General features: G+C 75.6%; 19 protein-coding genes and 1 pseudogene. 7 read left to right on the top strand and 13 right to left on the bottom strand.

Annotation, left to right across the window (positions count from 1 at the left end):
* Window positions 1-4: 4 nt before the first annotated feature.
* From ANAE109_RS15170 to ANAE109_RS15155, 3 genes are all read right to left on the bottom strand, one after another.
* A complete protein-coding gene (locus ANAE109_RS15170) occupies window positions 5-1,462 on the bottom strand; it encodes a hypothetical protein (protein ID WP_143827981.1) in 1,458 nt (485 codons plus the stop codon).
* Between the two features lie 558 nt (window positions 1,463-2,020).
* Entirely contained in the window at window positions 2,021-3,199 is a 1,179-nt protein-coding gene (locus ANAE109_RS15160) for an alanine--glyoxylate aminotransferase family protein (RefSeq protein ID WP_012097765.1), read from the bottom strand.
* Between the two features lie 152 nt (window positions 3,200-3,351).
* A complete protein-coding gene (locus ANAE109_RS15155; RefSeq protein WP_012097764.1) occupies window positions 3,352-4,107 on the bottom strand; it encodes a 16S rRNA (uracil(1498)-N(3))-methyltransferase in 756 nt (251 codons plus the stop codon).
* A 79-nt stretch (window positions 4,108-4,186) separates the two neighbouring features.
* On the opposite strand from ANAE109_RS15155, the gene ANAE109_RS15150 reads away from it, so the two are divergent.
* The 3 genes from ANAE109_RS15150 to ANAE109_RS15140 all read left to right on the top strand — a co-directional run bounded on the left by ANAE109_RS15150 (window position 4,187) and on the right by ANAE109_RS15140 (window position 7,207).
* Window positions 4,187-4,519: a hypothetical protein gene (locus ANAE109_RS15150; RefSeq protein WP_012097763.1), complete on the top strand. Its 333-nt coding sequence runs from the start codon at window positions 4,187-4,189 to the stop codon at window positions 4,517-4,519.
* A 94-nt stretch (window positions 4,520-4,613) separates the two neighbouring features.
* Window positions 4,614-4,976 carry a response regulator receiver protein gene (locus ANAE109_RS23565; RefSeq protein WP_012097762.1) on the top strand — a complete coding sequence of 121 codons (363 nt, stop codon included), beginning with the start codon at window positions 4,614-4,616 and terminating at the stop codon, window positions 4,974-4,976.
* Window positions 4,977-5,110: 134 nt separating this feature from the next.
* Entirely contained in the window at window positions 5,111-7,207 is a 2,097-nt protein-coding gene (locus ANAE109_RS15140; RefSeq protein ID WP_012097761.1) for a GtrA family protein, read from the top strand.
* Between the two features lie 59 nt (window positions 7,208-7,266).
* Here ANAE109_RS15140 and ANAE109_RS15135 read toward each other — a convergent pair whose 3' ends face one another.
* The 3 genes from ANAE109_RS15135 to ANAE109_RS15125 all read right to left on the bottom strand — a co-directional run bounded on the left by ANAE109_RS15135 (window position 7,267) and on the right by ANAE109_RS15125 (window position 9,076).
* Entirely contained in the window at window positions 7,267-7,824 is a 558-nt protein-coding gene (locus ANAE109_RS15135; RefSeq protein ID WP_012097760.1) for a cytochrome c3 family protein, read from the bottom strand.
* Between the two features lie 120 nt (window positions 7,825-7,944).
* Entirely contained in the window at window positions 7,945-8,598 is a 654-nt protein-coding gene (locus ANAE109_RS15130; protein WP_012097759.1) for a trimeric intracellular cation channel family protein, read from the bottom strand.
* A 70-nt stretch (window positions 8,599-8,668) separates the two neighbouring features.
* The gene (locus tag ANAE109_RS15125) at window positions 8,669-9,076 is read right to left on the bottom strand and encodes a CBS domain-containing protein (RefSeq protein ID WP_234945153.1); all 408 of its coding nucleotides are present in this window, start codon (window positions 9,074-9,076) and stop codon (window positions 8,669-8,671) included.
* A 168-nt stretch (window positions 9,077-9,244) separates the two neighbouring features.
* Here ANAE109_RS15125 and ANAE109_RS15120 point away from each other — a divergent pair, with 168 nt between their 5' ends.
* Window positions 9,245-9,964 carry an RNA methyltransferase gene (locus ANAE109_RS15120; RefSeq protein WP_012097757.1) on the top strand — a complete coding sequence of 240 codons (720 nt, stop codon included), beginning with the start codon at window positions 9,245-9,247 and terminating at the stop codon, window positions 9,962-9,964.
* Window positions 9,965-10,012: 48 nt separating this feature from the next.
* Here the strand turns inward: ANAE109_RS15120 and ANAE109_RS15115 are convergent, their stop codons facing one another.
* The 3 genes from ANAE109_RS15115 to ANAE109_RS15105 all read right to left on the bottom strand — a co-directional run bounded on the left by ANAE109_RS15115 (window position 10,013) and on the right by ANAE109_RS15105 (window position 13,376).
* Window positions 10,013-10,864, bottom strand: coding sequence for a PfkB family carbohydrate kinase (locus tag ANAE109_RS15115; protein ID WP_012097756.1), 852 nt, complete (start codon window positions 10,862-10,864; stop codon window positions 10,013-10,015).
* Between the two features lie 4 nt (window positions 10,865-10,868).
* Entirely contained in the window at window positions 10,869-12,686 is a 1,818-nt protein-coding gene (locus tag ANAE109_RS15110; protein WP_012097755.1) for an OPT family oligopeptide transporter, read from the bottom strand.
* A gap of 66 nt (window positions 12,687-12,752) precedes the next feature.
* Entirely contained in the window at window positions 12,753-13,376 is a 624-nt protein-coding gene (locus ANAE109_RS15105) for a methyltransferase (protein WP_234945152.1), read from the bottom strand.
* A gap of 167 nt (window positions 13,377-13,543) precedes the next feature.
* On the opposite strand from ANAE109_RS15105, the gene ANAE109_RS24640 reads away from it, so the two are divergent.
* From ANAE109_RS24640 to ANAE109_RS24210, 3 genes and pseudogenes are all read left to right on the top strand, one after another.
* Window positions 13,544-13,831, top strand: a complete 288-nt coding sequence (locus ANAE109_RS24640) for a hypothetical protein (protein ID WP_041448381.1) — start codon at window positions 13,544-13,546, stop codon at window positions 13,829-13,831.
* 63 nt (window positions 13,832-13,894) lie between these two features.
* Window positions 13,895-14,260 (top strand): PilZ domain-containing protein, encoded by a 366-nt coding sequence (locus ANAE109_RS15095; protein WP_012097752.1) that lies wholly within the window; start codon window positions 13,895-13,897, stop codon window positions 14,258-14,260.
* Window positions 14,261-14,935: 675 nt separating this feature from the next.
* Window positions 14,936-16,106: pseudogene (locus tag ANAE109_RS24210) on the top strand (HNH endonuclease).
* Between the two features lie 232 nt (window positions 16,107-16,338).
* Here ANAE109_RS24210 and ANAE109_RS15080 read toward each other — a convergent pair.
* The 4 genes from ANAE109_RS15080 to ANAE109_RS23560 are packed head-to-tail and all read right to left on the bottom strand — an operon-like array spanning window position 16,339 to window position 20,605.
* Window positions 16,339-17,298, bottom strand: coding sequence for a lipid kinase (locus ANAE109_RS15080; protein WP_012097750.1), 960 nt, complete (start codon window positions 17,296-17,298; stop codon window positions 16,339-16,341).
* The gene (locus ANAE109_RS15075; RefSeq protein WP_012097748.1) at window positions 17,295-17,570 is read right to left on the bottom strand and encodes a hypothetical protein; all 276 of its coding nucleotides are present in this window, start codon (window positions 17,568-17,570) and stop codon (window positions 17,295-17,297) included. Before ANAE109_RS15075 ends, ANAE109_RS15080 begins: the two co-directional genes overlap by 4 nt.
* A gap of 24 nt (window positions 17,571-17,594) precedes the next feature.
* Window positions 17,595-19,121: a DUF3482 domain-containing protein gene (locus ANAE109_RS15070; RefSeq protein WP_012097747.1), complete on the bottom strand. Its 1,527-nt coding sequence runs from the start codon at window positions 19,119-19,121 to the stop codon at window positions 17,595-17,597.
* Complete coding sequence (locus ANAE109_RS23560; protein ID WP_049768600.1) at window positions 19,118-20,605, bottom strand: DUF2868 domain-containing protein; 1,488 nt, start codon at window positions 20,603-20,605, stop codon at window positions 19,118-19,120. The genes ANAE109_RS15070 and ANAE109_RS23560 overlap by 4 nt, the downstream gene beginning before the upstream one ends.
* Window positions 20,606-20,649: the final 44 nt, after the last annotated feature.

The following is a 20,649-nucleotide window of genomic DNA, read 5'->3' as shown; positions in this document are numbered from 1 at the left end:
ACCGTCATCCCGCGACGCCCAGCCGCTCGGAGGACCGCTCGAGGCGCCGGACGGGCCGGACGAGGGCGTCGTGGGTCGCCTCCGTGGTGAGGCGGAGGAAGGCGTAGCGGTCGAGCTCGAGCGCACCGGCGAGCGACTCGGCGAGGCGGTCGAGGCGCCGGGACTCGAGCTTGCCGCGCTCGGCCGAGGCGCGCTCCGCGGACACGGCACGCTGCTCTAGGAGCCGCACGCGGCGGCGCGCCTCCGCGCGCTCGGTCTCGAGGCGCTCCACTTCCGCGCGGGCCTGGTCGACGATCTCGCCGCGGCGGGCACGCTCGGACACGTCGCGGGCGAGCACGCGATCCCACGCGAGGGCCGCCTCGAGCGCGGCGTCGCGCTTGGTCTGGAGCCGCGCGGCGGCGCGCAGCAGGAGCGCGCCGGCGAAGGGGACGAGGGCGAGCAGGGCGACGTGGGCGAGCCGATTCGGCGCGGTCGCGGCGGCGACGACGCCGCCGGCGAGGAGCGCGGCGAAGAGCGCGGCGCTGCCGCCCAGGCCCCGGCGGCGCCCGCCGTCGGCCGCGGCGTCGAGCTGGGCCGCGCGCTCGAGCGCGACCGACGCGAACGCGAACACCGCGGCGGCGGCGCCGAGCGCGAAGACGACCGCCATGCCGACCGGCACCGGCGAGCCCCTCAAGGCCTCGACGATGTAGGTCGGGTCCACCCCCTGGGCGGCGAGGATCGGGCCGGAGAAGAAGAAGGCCTCCGCGACGACCAGCGCGAGGACGAAGCCGCGCAGGGCCACCTCCGGCACGGGAGAGGCGACCGGCGGGCGCCCGAGCTGCTCGGGCGTCGCGTCCACGGCGACCGGGCCCGGCACCTTGCCGGCGGCGAGATCGTCGGCGAGGGAGCGCGCGAGCTGCTCGGCCCGCTCGCGGGCGGCGGCCACGCGGCCGTCGAGCGCCGCGACCTCGGCCTCGGCCTCGCGGATCTCCTGCGCGGCGAAGGGCCCCTCGCGCTCCACCAGCGACTTCATCCAGCGCGCCTGCTCGTCCATCCGGGCCGGCGCCGCGTACGTCGCGTACGAGGCGGCGTAGGTGGCGGGGACCGGCGTCGCCGAGGGGCGGGCGCGGACCACCGGCTCGCCTCCGTCGATGTCGATCACCACCGGCAGGTCCTCGAGCGTGACGGGGAGCCGGGCCGCGTACTTGGCGAGCCGGTTGCGCAGGAAGTCCTCGAGCCGGACGCCGGCGCGCACCGCGACGCGCGCCTCGATCGCGGCGTCGAGCCGCGAGCGGGCCACCCTGACCTCCGGCAGCGGCCGGGGACGCCTCGTCGCCTCGCGCTCCGCGGAGCGGCGCTGCGAGGCCTCGGTGAGGAGGTCCAGCGCGCGCCGCCACGCCGGCCCCTTCCGACGCTTGAACTCGGCCACGAGGCCAACGGTGTCGTCACCGACGTGCATGTTCGAGATGCCTCCGTTTCCCACTCGTCGGCGAACCTATGGAGGGCAAGCGAGCCCCGGAAGCGAACCCGGCGGGGCGAGCCTGGAGGGGCTCGGGGGAGAGGCGTACGGGCGGCGAGACTGGGGCACACGGAGAGCGAGCGCTCGGTCCCGAGCTCGCCCCCGACGTTCCGGGCCGCGCCGAGGAAAACGCTGCGAGAGAACGCGGCGATGCGCCTGTGCGGTCGCGCGCGGGGGCGCCCGCCCGGTGGGACCACCCCTGGGCGGCTGCCCGCCCGGATGCCCCACGAGGCGCACCGAGGGCGGAAGCACGGTGGGCCGGAAGGGGAGCGAGCGGGGGAGCGGTCGTTGGGGTTACGCGCGAGGGGGGACGATGCGCGGGGCGGGATCGAAGCCGCTCATCCCGCGCGCAACGTCGACGCGACCCCGACCCCGACCGCGACCCCGTCCGCGACGGACCGCGACCGCGACCGCGACCACCCCGGCCGCGACCGCGACCCCGACCGCCCGACCCGGGTGCGCCTGCGCCGTCGACGCGACGAGCGGAACGACGACCACGGCGTCGGGCGACCCGTGGCGGCGCTACCCGCGCGCGTACACCTCGAGGGCCGCAGACGTGGCGGTGCCCGGCTTCGGCGCCTTGCCCTGCTTCGCGAGCGCCTGCTCGAGCGCGGCGAGCACCACGAGCACGCTCTCCTGCCGCGCTCCCTCGCCCATGAGGCCGATGCGCCAGACCTTGCCCGCGAGCGGTCCCAGGCCGCCGCCGATCTCGATGCCATGCTCCAGCAGGAGCGCCTTGCGGACCGGCGCTTCCTCGATGCCCGCCGGCACCTTCACGCAGTTGAGGGTCGGCAGCCGCCGCCCCTCCTGCGCCTGCGGGGCACAGCCCAGGGCGGCGAGGCCAGCCATGAGCGCGGCCGAGTGGCGGCGGTGGCGCGCGAAGCGGGCCTCCAGCCCCTCCTCGTGCACGAGGCGGAGCGCCTCGCGCAGCGCGTACACCATGCTGATGGGCGCGGTGTGGTGGTACGCGCGCTTCCCCTCCGCCCAGTAGTCCGCGATCATCGAGGCGTCGAGGTACCAGCTCTGCACCTTCGTCTTGCGCGCGCGGACCACGTCGAGCGCGCGCGCGGAGAGGGTGAGCGGCGCGAGGCCCGGCGGGCAGGACAGGCACTTCTGCGTGCCCGAGTAGCAGGCGTCGATCCCCCACGCGTCGACCTCGACGGGGACGCCGCCCAGCGACGTGACCGTGTCCGCCACGAGGAGCGCGCCGTGAGCGTGGCAGAGCTTGCCGAGCCCCTCGAGCGGCTGGTGCGCGCCGGTGGAGGTCTCGGCGTGCACGAGGCCCACGGCCTTCACGCGCTCCGCCTTCAGCGCCTCCTCGATGCGGCCGAGATCGCAGGTCTCGCCCCAGGGGATCTCGATCTTCACGAGCTTCGCGCCGCAGCGGCCGACGATGTCGGCCATGCGGTTGCCGAAGACGCCCGCCGCGACGACCACGACGGTGTCGCCCGGCTCCACGACGTTGACGAGCGCGGCCTCCATCCCGGCGGACCCGGTGCCCGACACGGCGATCGTGAACGGGTTCTCGGTGCGGAAGACGCCGCGGAGCTGCGCCTGCACCTCGTTCATGATCTCGAGGAACTTCGGGTCGAGGTGCCCGAGGAGCGGCGTCGACATCGCGCGGAGCACGCGCGGGTGGACGGGGCTCGGGCCGGGGCCGAGGAGGAGGCGGGCGGGAGGGGAGAGCTCCGGAACGTTCATGTCGAGACCTCGTGAGCCGGCGGTGCGGCGGGGCGAGAGTGTCGAGTACAGATACACCACGGGTCGGGAGAGGCCCAACCGTGATGGGGTGCACGCCGCAGGTCGCCACCGCGGAAGGTGCGTTCCCGCCCGGGTCGACGCGCCCGGGCCGCTCAGCGGAGGGGCGGCGGAGCGGCGCCCGCGCGGCGCAGCCAGAGCTCCACCTGGCCCACCGCGTACGGCACCGCCGCGTCCACGCGGAGCACCCGCGGCCCGAGCGAGAACGGCGTGAAGCCGCGCGCGCACAGCGCGGCCGCCTCGTAGGGCGTCCACCCGCCCTCCGGACCGATGGCGAGGCACGCCCGCTCCGCGCCGGGCGCGAGCGCCTCGAGCGGATCGCTCCCGGACGGGTGGGCGAGGAGCCGCGCGCGCGTCGGGAAGGTCTCGTCCAGCTCGTCCTCCACGAACGGCTTGAAGAAGCGGCGCACCGAGACCTCCGGCAGCACGGTGTCACGACCCTGCTCGAGCCCGAGGACGAGCTCCGCCCGGATCGCGGCGGGATCCAGGAACGGCGTGCCGAAATAGCTCTTCTCCACGCGGTAGCTGCCGAGCAGCACCAGCCGCTTCACGCCCATGGACGCGACCGCCTGCAGCACGCGCCGGAGGATCTTCGGCCGGGGCAGCGCGGCGAGCAGCGCGACGGGCGAGGGCGGCGGAGGAGGGTGCTCGAGCCGCGGCGCGATCACGACCTCGCCCTCGCTCGCGGAGAGCACCTCGGCCTCGCCCATCCGGCCGCCGATCACGCCCGCCTGGATCCGGTCCCCCGCCGAGGCGCGCAGCACCCCGTGGACGTGCATCGCGCGTCGCCCGGCGAGCCGGGCGGTGCCATCGGGCGCGAGCTCCGAGGCCTCGACGAGGAGCAGGTTCACGCGCGCAGACTACACCCCACCGCGCCCGGCCGCGGGCGCCGGCGGCGCCCGGTCGGCCGGGCGGGGTACAATGCGCGCGATGTCCGCGGAAGCCACCCAGGCCTGGACCCTCATCTCCGTCCTCTTCTCGTCCATCCCGCTCTCGCCGTCGCTCGCCGCGACGCTGCACGAGGCGGCCGTCGACCTGTACCGGCGCGACGATTCCGTCGGGCAGGTCGCCGGCGACCTCATGAACGGACGTGTCGTCAATCTGAAGCGGACGCTCCAGCTCGGCGCCATCACGGGCCCCGCGTTCGAGGCGAGGATCGACACCGAGCGCGGGAGCGGGACGGTGAGATATCTCCTGACACGACAGGGCCTCGAGCTCCTCGGCGTCGCCGCCGAGCGGCCGCGCGGCTCGTTCGTGAACTGATCGGCGGTGCAGGGCGCCGCGCACCCCTGGCCACACGGGCGCGTCCCGCGGTCGTGAGACCGAAGAGCGCGCGCGGCCGCGGTAGGCTCGTGCGATGCCCGAGCGCCGTCGAGTCCTCCTCATCGAGCACGACGCGGACGTCCGCGCCTCGGTGGTGCAGGCGCTCGCCGGCCGTGGCGCCGACGTCGTCGTCGCGAGCGATCTCACCGACGGGCTCGCTCGGCTCGGCGACGGCGTCGCTCCCGCCGTGGTGATCGTGGATCTGCGGCGGGCGAGCGGCGCGGCGCGGGGGTTCGTGAGCGCCGTCCGCGCCGATCCGCGGCTGGGGGACGTGCCGGTGATCACCATGACCGCAGAAGGGGGAGCTCGGGCGCGTGAACGGGGCGAGGCGCCGTTCGACCTCGAGGACGTGCTCGGGATCGTGCTCTCGCTCTGCGAGCACGAACGCTGCGCCTGACCGCACGGCGGGCGAGGGTGACGCGGCGCACGGCGGAGCCATGTCCGCGACACCCTCGTGGGCGTAGCGCCCCGTCGCGGGAATGCCCTTCGGGAGCGGGGCTCACAGGGTGAGCACCGGGAGGGGAATGCCCGATGAAGGGTCGTGTCGCGAGGTTCGCCCTGGTCGGGCTCTCGGGCGTCCTCGTGAACCTCGCGGCCCTGCACCTGTTCGCGGCGGTGCTGGAGCTCCAGGACGTCGTCGCCTCGGCGCTCGCGATCGAGACGAGCATCGTCACGAACTTCCTCCTCAACGACGGCTTCACGTTCAGCGATCGGCGAGATCTGGGCGCCGGGATCGTGCGCCGGCTCCTGCGCTACCACGCGGTGTGCCTGGCGGGCGGCGTCATCCAGCTCGCCACGTTCGTGCTCGTGGCCGTGGCGCTCCGGCGCTTGCTCGGGCGCCCGGAGCTCGGCGCGCTCCGCTACGTGGCCCAGTCGGCCGGCATCGGCGTCGCCTTCGCGGTGAACTACCTCGGGAGCCTCCGGTTCGCGTGGGGTCCCGGGGACGCCGGCGCGCCTCGGGCCGCCCTCTCGGAGCCTCGGCCCGGGGCGTGGATCGCCCCGGCCATCTTCGCGGGGCTGCTCCTGCTCCACGTCCTGCCGATCTGGATCGCGCCCTACTTCCCGACGCAGGACGGACCCCTGCACGTCGAGAACGTGCTCGCCCTGCTGCACTACCGCGAGTCCCCACTGCTGCAGCACTGGTACGTCGCGAACTGGGGCGCCCAGCCGAACTGGCTCACCCAGGCGATCCTCGCCGGGCTCCTGCAGGTGGTCGGGCCGGTCACGGCGGAGAAGCTCGTGCTGACCGGCTACACGGTGCTCTTCCCGCTCGGCTTCCGCGCCCTGCTCCCGCGAGGGAGGGACGGATGGTGGGCCGCCCTCGCCGCGTTCCCGTTCGTGCACGCGTTCCCGTTCCACATGGGCTTCTGGAACTTCTGCTACGGGCTCGCGCTCGCGCTGCTCGCCGTCGGCTTCTGGGCGCGGAGGCGTGGGCGGCTCGGGCCGGCGCGCTGGCTCGCGCTCGCGGTGCTGTCGCTGCTCCTCTTCTTCGCTCACTCCGTCGCGTTCGCCGGGGCGTTCCTGGCGATCGGCGCCCTGCTCGCCTGGCGCCTCGCGCTCGCGCTGCACCGCGCCCGCGGCCGCCCCGCGCGCCGTCGCCTCGTGCTCCGAGCCTACGCCCTCCGCTCGGGCGCCGTGGCGCTGGCGGCGCTGCCCGGGGGGGCGCTGCTCGTCGCGTGGCTCCTCGCGCACTCCGACAGCGTCTCCTCGCGCCTCCCGTTCCTGGAGCTCGCCGCGAAGCTCGCCACCGCCTACGCGCTCGTCTCGATCGACCGGCGGGAGATCCTCCTCGCCTGCGCGGTGTCGCTGGTGCTCTTCGTCGGGGTGGTGCACCTCGCGCTGGTGCGCGCCACCGGCACGCGCACGCTCCGCCCGTACGACGGGTGGCTCCTCGCCGCGGCCGCCTTCGCCGTCCTCTACTTCGCCATCCCGGAGGTCGTGGCGGCGGGCGCGCACGTCTCGGACCGCCTGTCGCTGTTCGCTTTCCTGTCGGTGACGGCGTGGATCGCCACCGGCGCGGCGCCCGCCATCGCGGTCCGGCGCGTGGCGCTCGCCCTCGCCGGGATCGCCGTGGTGGTGACGGGGATCCGCCTCGAGAAGCAGCTCCAGCTCTCCGCCCACGTGGAGGAGTACGTCGCGGCCGCCGAGACCCTCGGGCCGGACCGCGTGCTCCTGCCGGTCGCCGTCTCGCCGCACGGGCCGCGCGACGAGAACGGGCGGAACCTGGGCTACCGCGTGAAGCCGCTCCTGCACGCGACGGGCTGGATCGTCGCCCGGAACGGCGGGGTGGATCTGAAGAACAGCCAGGCGTTCACCGACCACTGCCCGGTCCGCTTCCCGGACCAGAACAACCCGTTCCTGCTGCTCGCCGGATCGCTGGGGCGGATGGAGGGGGAGCCCCCCTGCATCGACCTGCGCGCGGCCGTGCGGGCGAAGGTGGACTACGTGCTCCTGTACGGCGCGACGCCGGAGGCGCTCGCGAGCCCGTGCGGCGCGCGCATGGAGCGCGATCTCCGCGCGCGCTTCGAGCGCGTCTACCGCTCCTCGCCGACCGGCATGCTCGAGGTCTGGCGACCGACGGGGCCGGGCGCGCGGCACGCCCAGCTGCCGGGGCCCCTCTCGCGGTGATGCGGCGAGGCCCCCGGCGACGCTCGCCGGGGGCCTCGGGACAACGCGGCGACGGAGGGCTACTTCTTCGAGGCAGCCGGGGCGGCGACGCCGGCGCGCTGATCCATCGAGGTGAAGACCGCGGCCTTCTTCGAGACGACGCTCGGGTCGGCCTTCACCGAGTGGCACACGCCGCAGAACGCGTCCATGTTCTGGCCCTTCGCGGTGTCGACGCGCAGGTACTTGTGGTTCGGGTTCGATGGGTGCGGGTCGTGGCAGCCGACGCACTCGAAGCGGCCGTTGCGGAGCAGGTCGGCGGGGACGTTCGCGACCTTCGAGTTCACCGACGCCAGGCCGTAGGGGTGGCTCATGTGACCGGCCACCGGCGCATAGCCCTGGCCGCCCTTCGAGGACTCCTCGTGGCAGCCGAGGCAGAGCGCCGTCGAGGCGGTGTAGGCCGACTTCGTGCGGGGGTTCTGGGCGACCTTGTTCGGCCCCACCGCGAAGATGATCTCGCCCTTGGCCGTGTGGATGGCGTGGCAGCCGGCGCAGCCGACGCCGTCGTGACCGCCGGCCGCGAGAGCCGAGAGCGGCAGCGCGGCGGCGAGGGAGAGGACGAGGATCCGGGCGAAGTGCATTCGAGCTCCTGATGCGTACCGCGGGTTGAAGACCTGTATGGGTCTCTCCAAGGCGCGCGGACTGTACGCAAACGGGTCGGTCGCTCGCCTTGACTGCGAGCAACCGGGCAGGCGCCAGGATCATGGACGGGTCGGCGGGGACCCCTCGGGCTCGAACGCACCCGTACGCCAGCCGAGCCGGATCGAGAGGAGCCGTACCATGAACGCGAGACCGATCCCGGCCAGCGCGGCCGTCTCCTCTGGCAGGCGCGCCCCGGCCGCGAGGCCGATGAACAGCACCACCCCCGCCAGGGCCGCGAGCGCGTAGAACTCGCCTGGCTTGAAGATGAGCGGCTCCTCGCGCACGAGGACGTCGCGCAGCACGCCGCCCCCGACCGCGTTCACGCAGCCGACGAGCGCGGCCGACACGAGCGGGAGCCCCGCGGCGAGCGACTTCTGGGCGCCCACCACGCCGTAGACGCCGAGCGCGAGGGCGTCGATGACCTCGATGACCAGCCGGACGCGGTGCAGGTGGCGCCCGAAGAACGCGCCGGTGACGCCGCCGCCGAGGACGCCGAGGAGGTAGCGGCCGTCGGTCAGGACGGCGGCGGGCCCCTGCTGCAGGAAGAGCCCGTCGCGCAGCAGCGCGCCGCCGAGCCCGGTCGCGAAGGAGAGGACGAGGATGCCGACGAGATCGTAGCGCTTGCGCACCGCGGCCATCGCGCCCGTGATGGCGAACAGGAACGCGGCGGCGACGTCGAAGGCGATGGGGAGCTGGAAGGGGCCGTCGAGCACGCGCGCTTTCTAGCACGCGACACCCGACCTGGCGCCCCGGTCCGGGGCGCCGCACGCTCGTCGCGCCCCCTCAAGGCGCGGGGAGCATGGGGTCCCGCGCCCGGCGCAGCACCTCCGCCGCGAGCGCGGTGCTCGCGCCGGCGAGGTCCTCGACCGAGAGCATCCCGCAGAGGCGTCCCTCCCGATCGAGGACGATGAGGCGCCGCACGGCGCAGGCCTCCATCGCGTGCGCCGCCTCGGCGAGCTCGTCGTCCTCGGTGCAGGCCACCACCTGCGGCGTCATCGCGTCCCGCACGCGCGTCCGCCTGGGGTCCGCCCCCGCCGCGGTCGCCCGCACCGTCAGGTCCCGGTCGGTGAGGATCCCCGTGAGCGTCCCTTCCGCGAGCACGGGCAGGGCGCCGACGCCGAGCTCCTTCATCTTCCGCGCGGCGGCGACCAACGTCTCGTCGACGCCGATCGTCACGGCGTTTCGCGTCATCACCTCTCGAACCCGCATGACCTCACCTCCCGGCCGCCCCATGGAACCTCGCGCAGACGCAGGGCGCGAGGGGGCTCGTCGGGGCGCTCCCGTCGAGGCGGTGGACGGGCGCGCGGGCGCGTGGGGACGCCGGCCGAGCGGGCGGGCGAGTGCGGTTAGGATGCGCGCATGTCCCGAGCGAACCCCGCGGCGCCGCCGGTGCGCATCGTCCTGCTCCGGCCGCGAAACCCCGAGAACCTCGGAGCGGTGGCGCGCGCCATGAAGAACTTCGGCCTGGCGGACTGGGCCATCGCCGAGCTCGGGACGCACGACTTCGCGACCGCGAGGCGCGTCGCCGTGCACGCCGAGGATCTGCTCGACCGCCCCCGGCTCGTCCGGACGCTCGACGAGGCCGTGGCCGACTGCGCCTGGGTGGTGGGGACGAGCTCCCGGCGCGTGCGCGGCAAGCGGCGGCTCTCCCCGGCGGAGGTCGCGCGCGAGGCGATGGAGCGCGCGCCGGCGGGCCGCACCGCGCTCGTCTTCGGCGACGAGCGCAGCGGGCTCGCGAACGACGAGGTGCTCCGCTGCCACGATCTCTCCGCCATCCCCACCGACGAGGCGCAGCCGTCCGTGAACCTCGCGCAGGCCGTGCTCCTGTACGCCTACGAGCTCCGCCGCGCCGCGCTCGCGACGCGCGAGCCAGCCCCGGCGGCAGCGGGCGCGACCGACGGCGAGCTGCGCGGGCTGGAGGAGATGCTGCGGGCGGCGCTGCGCGAGACCGGGTTCCTGGCCGGCCCGGAGCGCCACGCCGTCCGCGACCTCCTCTCGCCGCTCCGCCGCGCGCGGCTGACGAGGAGCGAGGTGCGGCTGTGGACGGCGGCGCTGCGGACGATGGGGAGGGGGAGGTAGAACGACGACCCCGACCTCGACCTCGACCTCGACCTCGACCGGGCGCCACTACCCCGCGACAGTCACGATCCTCGCCCTCTGGAACGCCTCGCCGACGCGGCCGAGGGTCTCCCCTCCCACGCCCTCGACCACGATCGACGCCGCCGCGGCGGCGAGGCGGCCCGCCTCGGCCAGGTCGGCGCCGCGCGCGAGGGCGAAGAGGAACCCGGCCGCGAACACGTCCCCCGCGCCCGTCGGATCGACCTCTCGCGTCGGAAACACCCCCACGCGCAGCGTGCGGCCCTCCGCCATGATCTCGCAGCCGGCGGCGCCTCGCGTGAACACGACGATCGGCACGGCGGCGGAGAGGCGCGCCAGCAGATCGCCCTGGCCGCGCAGATCGTCCTCCCCGACGAAGGCGGCGGTCACGCCGGCGAGGTCCTCGGGCGCGAAGGACCAGCGCGGCTGCAGCACCGCGCCGTCGGGTGCCACCGCCCGCACGAGCCCCTGCACGCCCAGGCCGACCCGCCCCGCGCCGGCGACGTCGGCGAAGGCGCGCGGCGAGAGCTCGCCCAGCACCGGGGCGAGGTGGAGCACGTCCGCCCCACGCCACTCCGCGGGCAGCGAGGCGGGATCGAGCGGCGGCGCGGCGGCCTCGACCCGCTGCGTGCGCTCGCCGCCGGGTGCGTGCACGTTCACGAACAGCGTGGTGCGCGGCGCGGGGGCGATCCGCGCCTCCACGCCCGCGAGCGCCTCCCTCGGGTAGTCGGCGCCGGACGAGGTGAGCACCCGCGCGTCCGCGCCGAGCGCGCGCAGGGTGTGCGCCGCGTACCACGCCGAGCCGCCCGGCACGAGCCCGGCCCCGACGCGATCGAGCGTCACGTTCCCGCACACGACCGCGACCGGTCTCGCCGCGCTCACGGGGTCACCCGCCGAGCCCCAGCGCGAGCACGATCGCCACGACGATGCCCATGAGGCTCTCGCCGGCGATCAGCCCGGACGCCACGGGGAGCACGGCCGCGTCCGCGAGCGCCGGCCGCGTCCTCCGCAGGGCGTCGGCGAGCGTCGCGCCGACGAAGATCGCGATCGAGCTCGTGCCCGGGATGACCATGGCGAGGCCGAGGCCCGAGGCGGTCGGCACGAACGCGCGCGCCCGGGCCGGCAGGAGGCGCTCGAGCAGGACCAGCGCCGCTCCGAGCGCCGCGCCGGCGGCGATCGCCACCCGCGCCGTCGGGTGGAGCGCGCCGACGCCAGCCGCGAGGACGCGCGAGACGCCCGCCCACACCTGGGAGGCGGGGGCGGGGAACTTCTCCGAGCCGAGCACGCTCGCGTCCGGCACGAGCAGGTCGAACACCGGCACGATCGCCGCCGCCCCGACGATCGTGCCGAGGAGCTGCGCCGCGAGCTGGGGGCGGGGGCGCGCGCCGAGGAGGTAGCCGCTCTTGAGGTCGGTGAGGAGATCCGCCGCGTGGAGGCCGATGCCCCCCGTCACGTTCGCCCCCATCAGGTTCGGCACGAGCTGGCCGGGGAGGAGCCCGCCGTACAGGAGCTGCGTGAGCGGCCCGAACGCCTTCGTCGGCGTGGTGTCCGTCTCGCCGGTGATGCGCGCCGCCATGAACCCCAGCACGACCGCGAGGGGGACGGTGAGCGCGCCCACCCAGAGCGGGATCCCGAACAGCGCGCGCATGAGCAGCACGACCGCCGGACCGAGCACCAGCAGCCCCCCGACGAACCAGGACGCCGGCGCCTCGACGGCGGCGAGCGGGTCGCCGCGGTCGCCGCCGCGCACCGCGCGCCCGAGGCCGCCGAGCGACGCGACGACGCTCCGCCACTGCAGGGCGAAGGTGAGCAGGCCCGAGCTGACGAGCAGTGCGGCGCCGCCCCAGAGCGTCCACTGGACGATGGCGCGGTAGGTGACCGCCTCGATGGCGCCGCGCGCGACCATCGCCGGCGCGAGGACGCCGTAGGTGAGGAACGCGCCGAGGAGCATGGACCAGCCGGTGCGGAAGGAGACGAGCGCGCCCGAGCCGACGAGCAGGAGCGAGGTCTCGGCGGCGAGCCCCCAGCGCGCGGCGGGGAGCCCTGCGATCGAGAAGGGGAGGCCGAGCGTCGCGGGGAGTCGCAGAGGCGTCCAGGCGGCGGGCGCGTCCTTCAGCCAGGCCAGCGCCGCGCCGAGCAGCGCCGCGCCGCCGAGGAGCCGCGCCTTGCCGCTCGAGGCGTCGCCGTGGAGGGCCCGGATCGTCTCCGCCGTCGCGGTGCCGGTCGGGAACGGGAGCTGCTCGCGGTTCACGAGCTGGCGCTTGATGGGGATGGCGACGAAGACGCCCAGGGCCGCGATCGTCGCGAACCAGGCGACGAGCGGGAGCGCGTCCGGGCGCGCGCCCGTGAGCATCAGGAGCGCGGGGAGCGCCGCCATGTTCCCGCCGCCGGTCATGTACCCCGCGGACGAGGCGACGGAGGCCATCGCGTTGTTCTCGAGCGGGCCGAACTCCGTCCGCGCGAGCCCGGCGGCGCGCGCCGCCCGGAAGAAGGCGAACGCGAGGATGCAGGCGGTGATCGTGACGCCGAGGCTCCACCCCGTCTTGAGGATGACGTAGAGGTTCGAGAGCGCCATCACCGCTCCGAGCGCGCAGCCCGCCAGCGCGGCGCGGAGCGTCAGCTGGCGGGCGTCCGGCTGATAGACCTCGGCGAGCCAGCGGCGCTCGGGATCCTCGGGGCCGGGCGGGGCGGAGACGTCGAGCATGGCCGCGGAGCCTAACACCCGACCGGCGGACGCGCCGCCCGCGCGGCGCCGACCGGGGCGGGACGCTCAGGCCAGGAACGCGAGCACGCGCGCGCGGCGCGAGGGACCGTCCTCGATCTCCAGGCTGGTGGGAACGTCGTAGCTGGCCAGGTCCTCGAACCCGGCGGGCGGCGCGTAGGTGCGGCCGGCGTCGCCTGCCAGGACCCGCACGCCTCGAGCGGCGAGGGCGCGGAACCAGGCCGTGCTCCGGGCGGCGAGCGATCGCTCGTAGAAGACGTCGCCGGCGAGCAGCACCTCCACCCCCGGCAGCGCGTCGCCGATCGCGTCGCCGGCGCGGAACTCGGGCGCGACCCCGTTCAGCGCCGCGTTCGCCCGGACCGCCGCCTCGCAGAACGGGTCGAGGTCGAGGGCGAGCACCCGCGCCGCGCCGGCGCGCAGGGCCGCGAAGGCGACGAGGCCGCTGCCCGTCGCGAAGTCGGCGACGGACCGGCCACGGACGAGCTCCGGGTGATCGAGCAGGTGGCGCGCGAGCGCCTGCCCGCCCGCCCAGGGGAACGCCCAGAACGGCGAGTCGTCCCACCCCGCCAGCTCGGCCGCCGTCGCGTGCCACAGCGGCGTCAGCTCGCTCGCCTGGTGAAGCACGATCTCGGGCACGAGCGGCACGGGGGCGGGCGCGGTTCGCTCGCGCACGAATGTCACGAGCTCGTCGAGCGTTCGCACGAGGGACCACACACCACGCCACGAGGACGCGGCGCAACCCTGGCGGGCGAGCGCCGCACACCCTGCCTCACCCGCTGGCGGCTCCCCTTCGGGCACTTGGTGGGTCGACTGTCGGGACGGAGGTTGCCGAAAGGGTCATGTGGACGGTCATCCGATTCGCGCTCTCCAGCGCCGAACCCGCTCGCTACCGCGACGCCTTCGAGCTGCTCGGGCGCTCCGGATTCCAGCCCCACCGGCGTCCCGGGGAAGCCCGGGAAATCCTTCCGGCGTCCGTCGTCGCCGACGTCTTCCAGGATCCCGCCGTGGTCTCTCGCGCCATCTTCGAGGCCCTCGCCGACGCGCGCCTGGGCCCGGTGATGGTGACCGGGTCGCACGTGGACGTGTGCGCACACGCGCGCCCCGGCCCCCCCGTTGCGTCGCGGTGACCGTCCGGGCGACCCTCGCTCGGACGCCCCGGATCCCTGGCTCGGGCGACGAGGAGGGGCGAAATGGCGGACGCACCCGAGCGGCGGCGGTTCTCGCGCATCCCGTTCCAGTCGAGCGTCGAGCTGCACGTCCGGAACGGCGTCGCGCCGGCCAGGCTCGTCGACGTGTCGCTGAAGGGCGCGCTCATCGAGGTGGGCGACGGCTTCGACGCCGAGCGCGGCGAGCCGTGCGCGCTCGCGCTCCGGCTCGGCGGCGGCGACGCGGTGGTCCGGATGGACGGGGCGGTCGCGCATCGCGAGGGGACGCGCGTCGGGATCCGCTGGCACGCGATCGATCTCGAGAGCATCGCGCACCTGCGCCGGCTCGTGGAGCTGAACCTCGGCGGCGACGTGCACGGCGAGCTCGCCGCCCTGGTGGAGGACGAGTAGGGTCGGGGTCGAGGTCCGTCGAGGTCGGGGTGGTTGGGGTCGTCGAGGTCGGGGTGGTTGGGGTCGCGGTCCCTCGACTCCGCTCGGTCGCTGACGCGACGGAGCTACGTTCGGGATGACCGGCCTCGAGTGATCCGACCGGGGCGACGTCGGGGTCGCGGTCTCTCGATTCATCACATCCCACGGCGACAGCACGCGCGCGCGCGCGGGGTTGTGTGCCGCCGCTCGACGCAGAGGGCTCGGGCATCGAGGGGAGAAGCGCCCGGTTCCCGGCGCGCCTCGGGCATGGCACGCGGCGGGTCTTCGTCGCCGTCGGCGCGAGGACTGGACGTGCGGGCAGAGCAGGTCCGAGGAAGTTGCGCGCACGCTCGGCCGACGGCGGCATTCACTCATAGTCCTTGCTATCTCCAGCGATAGCTCTTGCGAGCCACGCGAGTCCCAGTTGCGGTGGGTGAACGTTGCCCTCTTGACGAGGTTCGAGACGAAACGCGCTCACACGTCTTCGGCGCGTCGGGAACACGCTCCTCGCGAGCGTAGGCAGGGCGCGCCGTGCGCGTCCTGCGCGCCGCGTGGACGGCGAAGGGGCGGGCCCGGAACGCAGCGCAGGCGCGAGCCTGGTGCGTTCCAGGAGAGCCGCAAATCGCGTGTTACGAACGGTGCACAAGGAGGTGCACCATGCCCGCTGTCGCCCCTTCCGCCCTCGACTCGACCCTGCTCGCCCAGCGCCTGCGCGAGCTCGCAGGCCAGGAGCGCGACGTCCAGGTCGAGTTCCTCCTCCACCTCGAGGAGTTCGATCGCCGCCGCGCGTACGTGGACGCCGGCTACCCCTCGCTCTGGGCGTATTGCCTGGAGGTGCTCCACCTGCGCGAGGGCGCGGCCGGGCGACGCATCCAGGCGATGCGGGTGCTGCGCCGGTTCCCCAGCCTCGAGGGCGCCCTGCGCGATGGCCGCCTTTGCATCTCCACCGTCCAGCTGCTCGGCCAGGTGCTGACCGAGGAGAACCTGCCCGACCTCGTCGCCCGGGCCGCCTACCGCACCAAGGCCGAGGTGGATCACCTCGTCGCCTCGCTCCAGGCGCGCACCGCTCCGCGGACGGGCGTCCGCAAGCTGCCCGACCGCGCTCCAGCCGCGAGCGCCCCGGCGCTGCCGCTGGCGGCAGTGGATGCCGGACCTGCCGAGCCGCAGGAGGCGATCCCCGCGCCGGCGGCGGCTGGTGGGTCGCTGCCGCCCACGGTCTCCGCGCTGCCCGACGTTCCTCGCCAGAAGGCGCGGGCGGAGACCCGCGCGGTGAGCGAGAGCGACTGGTCGCTGCGGGTCACCATCGACCGGGGCTGCAAGGAGGACCTCGACGCTCACCGCGCTGCTCTCGCACAAGATCCCGGACGGCGATCTCGCGGCGGTGCTCCGCGAGGCCATCCGCTGCGCCGTCGAGAAGCACGGCAAGCGCAAGGGCGCGGTCGCGCCGCAGCTGCAGCGTCAGCGGAAGGCGGACCGGGACCCACGGCCCTCTGCCGAGCCCGCCGCGCCCACGAGCACGATCCCGGCGATAGTGCGGCGCGAGGTCTGGAAGCGCGACGGCGGACGCTGCGCCTGGGTCGCTCCGGACGGGCGGCGCTGCAACAGCCGCTGGCAGCTGGAGCTCGACCACATCCACCCGCAGGCCCTGGGCGGACCCTCGACGGTCGAGAACCTCCGAGTCGCCTGCAGGTCGCACAACCTGTTGCACGCCGAACAGACCTACGGGCGCGAGCACATGGATCGTTTCCGGCGTGAGAGCGCCTCCGAGCGGACGGGGTACGCCGGCGCCGCGCCAGCTGCCATTCAGCAGGGCTTGTGGGCAACGTGACCGCGGTCGGCGGAACGGGAGCAAAGCCGACCGCAGCGTCTTCCGGCGACGCCGATCCGCGGCGACTCCGCCCCGCGGGCCTCCTCGTAGCCCGCCTTTCCCTCGCTCGTACTGCTCCGTCGCGCGTGCCCACCACGCTCGCGCGGTCGGCACCTCGTCCCGAGTCCAGCGCGAGCCGATGTGACGAATGACAAGGTCGCGGTCGGTGATCACCGCGCAGCCCCGGTCGTCCTCACACCCGGACCTCGCGCACCTCGCTCCTCCAGGGTCTCGCCCACCGGCGCGGCGGCGGCGCGATGACGAGGAGCTGGCCGGGGGCGACGCGCAGCTCGGCGGGAGTATGGCCGGCGAGCTCGCCGTCGGCGTCGACCTCGAGCGGCGGATCCGTGACCACGCGCACCTGGCCGGTCCGTGCGTGGAAGACGCGCGGGTGCTCGAGGTGCCGCCCGCGCAGGAGCAGCCAGCCGTAGCGGGCGAGGGCGGCGAGGTCGCGGAGGCGGTCCGGCCTGCGCACGTCGGCGGCGGCGCGGAGGACGTAGACGTCGAGGCGATGGTCGTCGATCCGCGCGCCGGGGGCGACGAGCCGGCCCCCGCCGTGGAACCGCCCGTTCCCGACGACCACCTGGAGCGCGTCCTCCTCGAGCACCTGCCCGTCGAGCTCGAGCCGCAGCTTGAACGCCGGCTGCCCGACCGCCGCGGCCGGCGCGGCGACGGGGTAGGCGAGCTTCCCGACGCGCTGCTTCAGGCCGCCGTGCAGCCGGCGCGTGAGCTCGGACGAGACGCCGAGGCTCGCGGCGTTCAGGAAGGCGCGGTCGCCGAGCCACGCCACGTCGACCGCGCGAACGGCGCCGCGCGAGACGACCCGCAGCGCGCGCTCGAGGTCGTCCGGGATGCGCAGGCTCCGCGCGAAGTCGTTGGCGGTGCCGAGCGGCAGCACGCCGAGCGCAGCGCGGGTGCCGGCGAGCACGCCCGCGGCCGCCGCGATCGAGCCGTCGCCTCCCCCGACCACGATCCGCTCGGCGCCGCGCGAGAGCTCCTCGCGCACGCGCCCGGGGAGCTCGTCCGGATCCACCGCGTGCGCCGCGGCGAGCTCCACGCCGCGTCCGGCGAGGCCGGCGCGCGCGCGCGCGAACCAGTCCTCCCCGCGCCGCGCGCGCACGTTCACCACGAGCGCCGTCCTCGGACCGGTCACGCGCCGCGGCTCCGCCGGCGCTCCGCGAGCCACAGGAACAGGTCCTCGAGCTCGGTGTCGCTGGTGCCCGGCTCGGCCGCCCGCGCCACCTCGTCGAGGAGCTCGCGCTCTCGCGCGCGATCGAGCAAGGCGCGGTCGATCTCCGCCCCCGCCGCGAACGCGACGAGGCCGTCGCCTCCCCGGACGTCCCGGGCGAGCCGCCGTCCGACGAGCGTGCGGGCGAGGAGCGCCTCCTCGGCGGCCGTGAACGCGCGGTGCAGGAGCGAGCCCATGGACCAAACATCGGTCTTCCCCCGTCAGCGCGCAGGCGTGGCACCGCCCGGGCCCGGGCCGTCCGGGAGGGGCTCCGCGCCGGGCTCCTCGCCGGGGAGCGGATCCACGCGGCGCAGGATGCGGGCGATCGCCCGCTCGAGCGCGTCGCGGACGGTGCGCGGCGGGTCGTGAGGCTCGCGCCGGAGCCGGCGGAAGAGGGTCTCGAGGGCGCGCCGCTCGCCGCGCGCGAACTCCGTCACCATCCCGGCGCGGGCGCCCTCGCCCTGCACCGGGATGGCGCCGCGGCGCGCGTGCGTCCGGCGGGCCACGCTGTCGTAGTGCAGCAGCGCCCGGTCGAGCAGGACCCAGGGGAAGTTCGGCTGCGCGTGCGGGCCGATGCGGAAGCGCCGGGCGCCTGACCAGTAGCGCTGCACGTCCACGATCAGGCCGGGGATCCCCGGCGGCCCCACGGAGCGGACGCGCGCGTAGCGCTTCCCCACCCCGTACAGCGCGCCCCCGCCGCCGAGCGCGCCGCCGAGCACGGTGCCCGCGAAGATGCTCGCCCCGCCGACGGCCGCGTCCACGGCTCCGCCGATGGCGGCGCCCGCGAGCGCGCCCGCCGCGACGAGCTGGGCCGGCGAGAGCCCGAGGAGCTTCCACGCCTCCTCCGCGAACAGGTCCTGCCGGTAGACCGGCCGCTCGAGGCCGGCGGCCTCCTCGAACCGCGCCTCGCGGTGGCCGTACAGCGCCTCGATCCGGCGGCGCGCCTCCGCCTCGCGCGCGCGCAGGGCGTCGTGGAAGCTCCGCTCGAGCCGATCGCGCTGCTCCTCGATGGCGGCCTCGTCCTCGACCGCGAGCTCCTCGGTGTGGGTGAGCGCGTCCACGAGGAGCTCGGCGACCACCGCGGCGGCCTCGGCGCGCCGGCGCCCGCGCTGCGCCACGAGCGCGGCCACCGCCTCGTCCACCGCCGCGCGCCAGTCGGGGCGGAGCTCCCGGAAGACGCGCAGGAGGTGCACCCGCTCCTCGAACGACACCGCGAACGCGTCGAAGTCGCGCACGATCTTGAAGTACTGGTCGAGGGCGCGGTGCCACTCGGCGGCGTGGTCGTCCGCGCCGATGCGGTTCACGAGCGCCATGCCGGGCCGGCCGGTCCAGCGGAGGATCTCCATCTCGGCCTCGTAGTTCGGCCGGTAGGGGTGGGTGCCGTCCACCACGTACAGGACGCTCGCGCCGGCGAGGATGGGCGCGAGGAGGCGGCGCTCCTCGACGAACTCGTCGGTGCCCTCGAACGTCCGCACCAGCTCCGCGACCCGCGCCGGACGCTCGGCGGCGCTCGGCTCCCGCGCCCGGAGCCACGCGAGGGCGCGCGGGGCGTCCTCGAAGCCGGGGGTGTCCACGAGCACGAACAGCGTGCGGCCGTCCACGCGGACCGGGAACTCGCGGACCTCCGTGGTGGTGCCCGGGCGCGCGTCGATGCGGACGGTGTCGTCCTCGGCCAGCGTCGCGACGATGCTCGACTTGCCCTTGTTCACGCGGCCGACCACCGCGAAGCGCGGCACGTCCGGGGTCACGGCGCCTCCTCGAGCGACTCGACGGCGAGGTAGGGATCCTCGAGGCGGGCGAGCCCCTCGCGCCAGGTGCGAACGCTCGCCTCCGAGGCGGGCCCGACGCGCCCGTCGCCCACGTCCACCACGAGCACGAGCAGGTGGCGGCGCGGACCGAGCGCGCCCCGGAGCTCGCGCACGAGGCGCAGCGCCGCCCGGTCCGGCGCCTCGAACGCCTCGGCCACCACCACCACCGGCTCCGCGCCGTCCACCGCCGCACCCCAGCTCGCGCCCGCGTCGTCCCGCCCCCCCGCGGCGTGGACGGAGGCGATGTCACGCCGGACGTGACGGGCGATCGCGGCCCGCACGTCGGGCCGCGCCGGCACGTCGCGCCAGAGCACCACGGCGCAGCGGTCGCCGCTCGCGGGCGCCGCCGCGGGCGCGAGCGGGCGGTGCGCGGCGGCGATCTCCGGCTCCGGCGCGAGGGCCCCCGCCTCGACGTGCGGCTCGGCGAGCCTGCTCACGACCCGCGAGACCTCGGCGTCGTCGAGCGGCAGGCGCGCGAGGAGCCGCGCCGCCCGCAGGCGCGCCAGCGCGAGGGCGACGGCGCGCGGGAGCAGCCCGTAGGTCGCGACCGCGGCGAGCAGGTAGCGCCACCACCCGCCGACGAGCGCAGGATCCGCCGCGCGGCCCGCCCCGCCGTGGCCGAGGTACGCGCTCTCGAGGCGCGAGTAGCGCGTGGCCTCGACCAGCGCGAGCGAGGGGACGGCGTCGGGCCAGAGCCAGGCCCAGGGCCGGGCGAGCGCGGCGACGAGCGCGTGGAAGCGCGCCGCGTCCAGATCGACGAGGGTGGTGCTCCACGCGAACGCGACGTCGGAGAAGACGACGAGGCGGAGGCAGCCGAGGAGCGCGCCGGCGTTGAAGGCGACCCCGAACGCCTGCGTGGCGCCGAGCAGCAGCCACGGCTCCACGTGGTGGTACAGCGAGCGGCGGCTCCGCAGCCGGTGCCAGAGCGCGCGCCACTCCTCGCCGCGCGCGGGCCCCGCGGCGCGCCCGGCGAGCCGCGCGGACACGGCCGCGATCGCCTCGCGGAAGACGCCGAGCAGCGGCGCGCCGAGGGTCGCGAGCGGGAACAGGAAGGCGGCGACGAGGGACAGCAGGAGCAGCAGCTGCACGCCGACGAGGGCGAGGAGCACGTCCCAGACGTTCACCGGGTGCTCGCCGGTGTAGCGCAGGAGGGCCGCCGCGGCGCCCCACCCGAGGACGAGCCCGATCGCCGCGAGCGCGACCCGGACGCCGGACAGCGTGCGGGACACCGTCCGGCCGGGGAAGAGGAGGCCGGGCTCGTGCTCGCGCAGCGCGGCGAGCCAGCGACGCAGCAGCTCCCCCCGCGGGAGGCCGGCGGGCTCGTCCTCCAGGAGCGCGCGGTCGCGCCGCTCGAGCGCGCCGGACGGCGCCTCGCGGTCGCGGGCGAGCTGGGCCTCGAGGTCGATGAGGTCGGCGAGCGTCACGGGGGTGGCGCTCGACAACATAAACGACTGTTGCCGCCGCGTCC

Source organism: Anaeromyxobacter sp. Fw109-5, assembly GCF_000017505.1.
GTDB lineage: Bacteria > Myxococcota > Myxococcia > Myxococcales > Anaeromyxobacteraceae > Anaeromyxobacter.
This window is presented reverse-complemented; position numbering and strand designations above follow the sequence as displayed.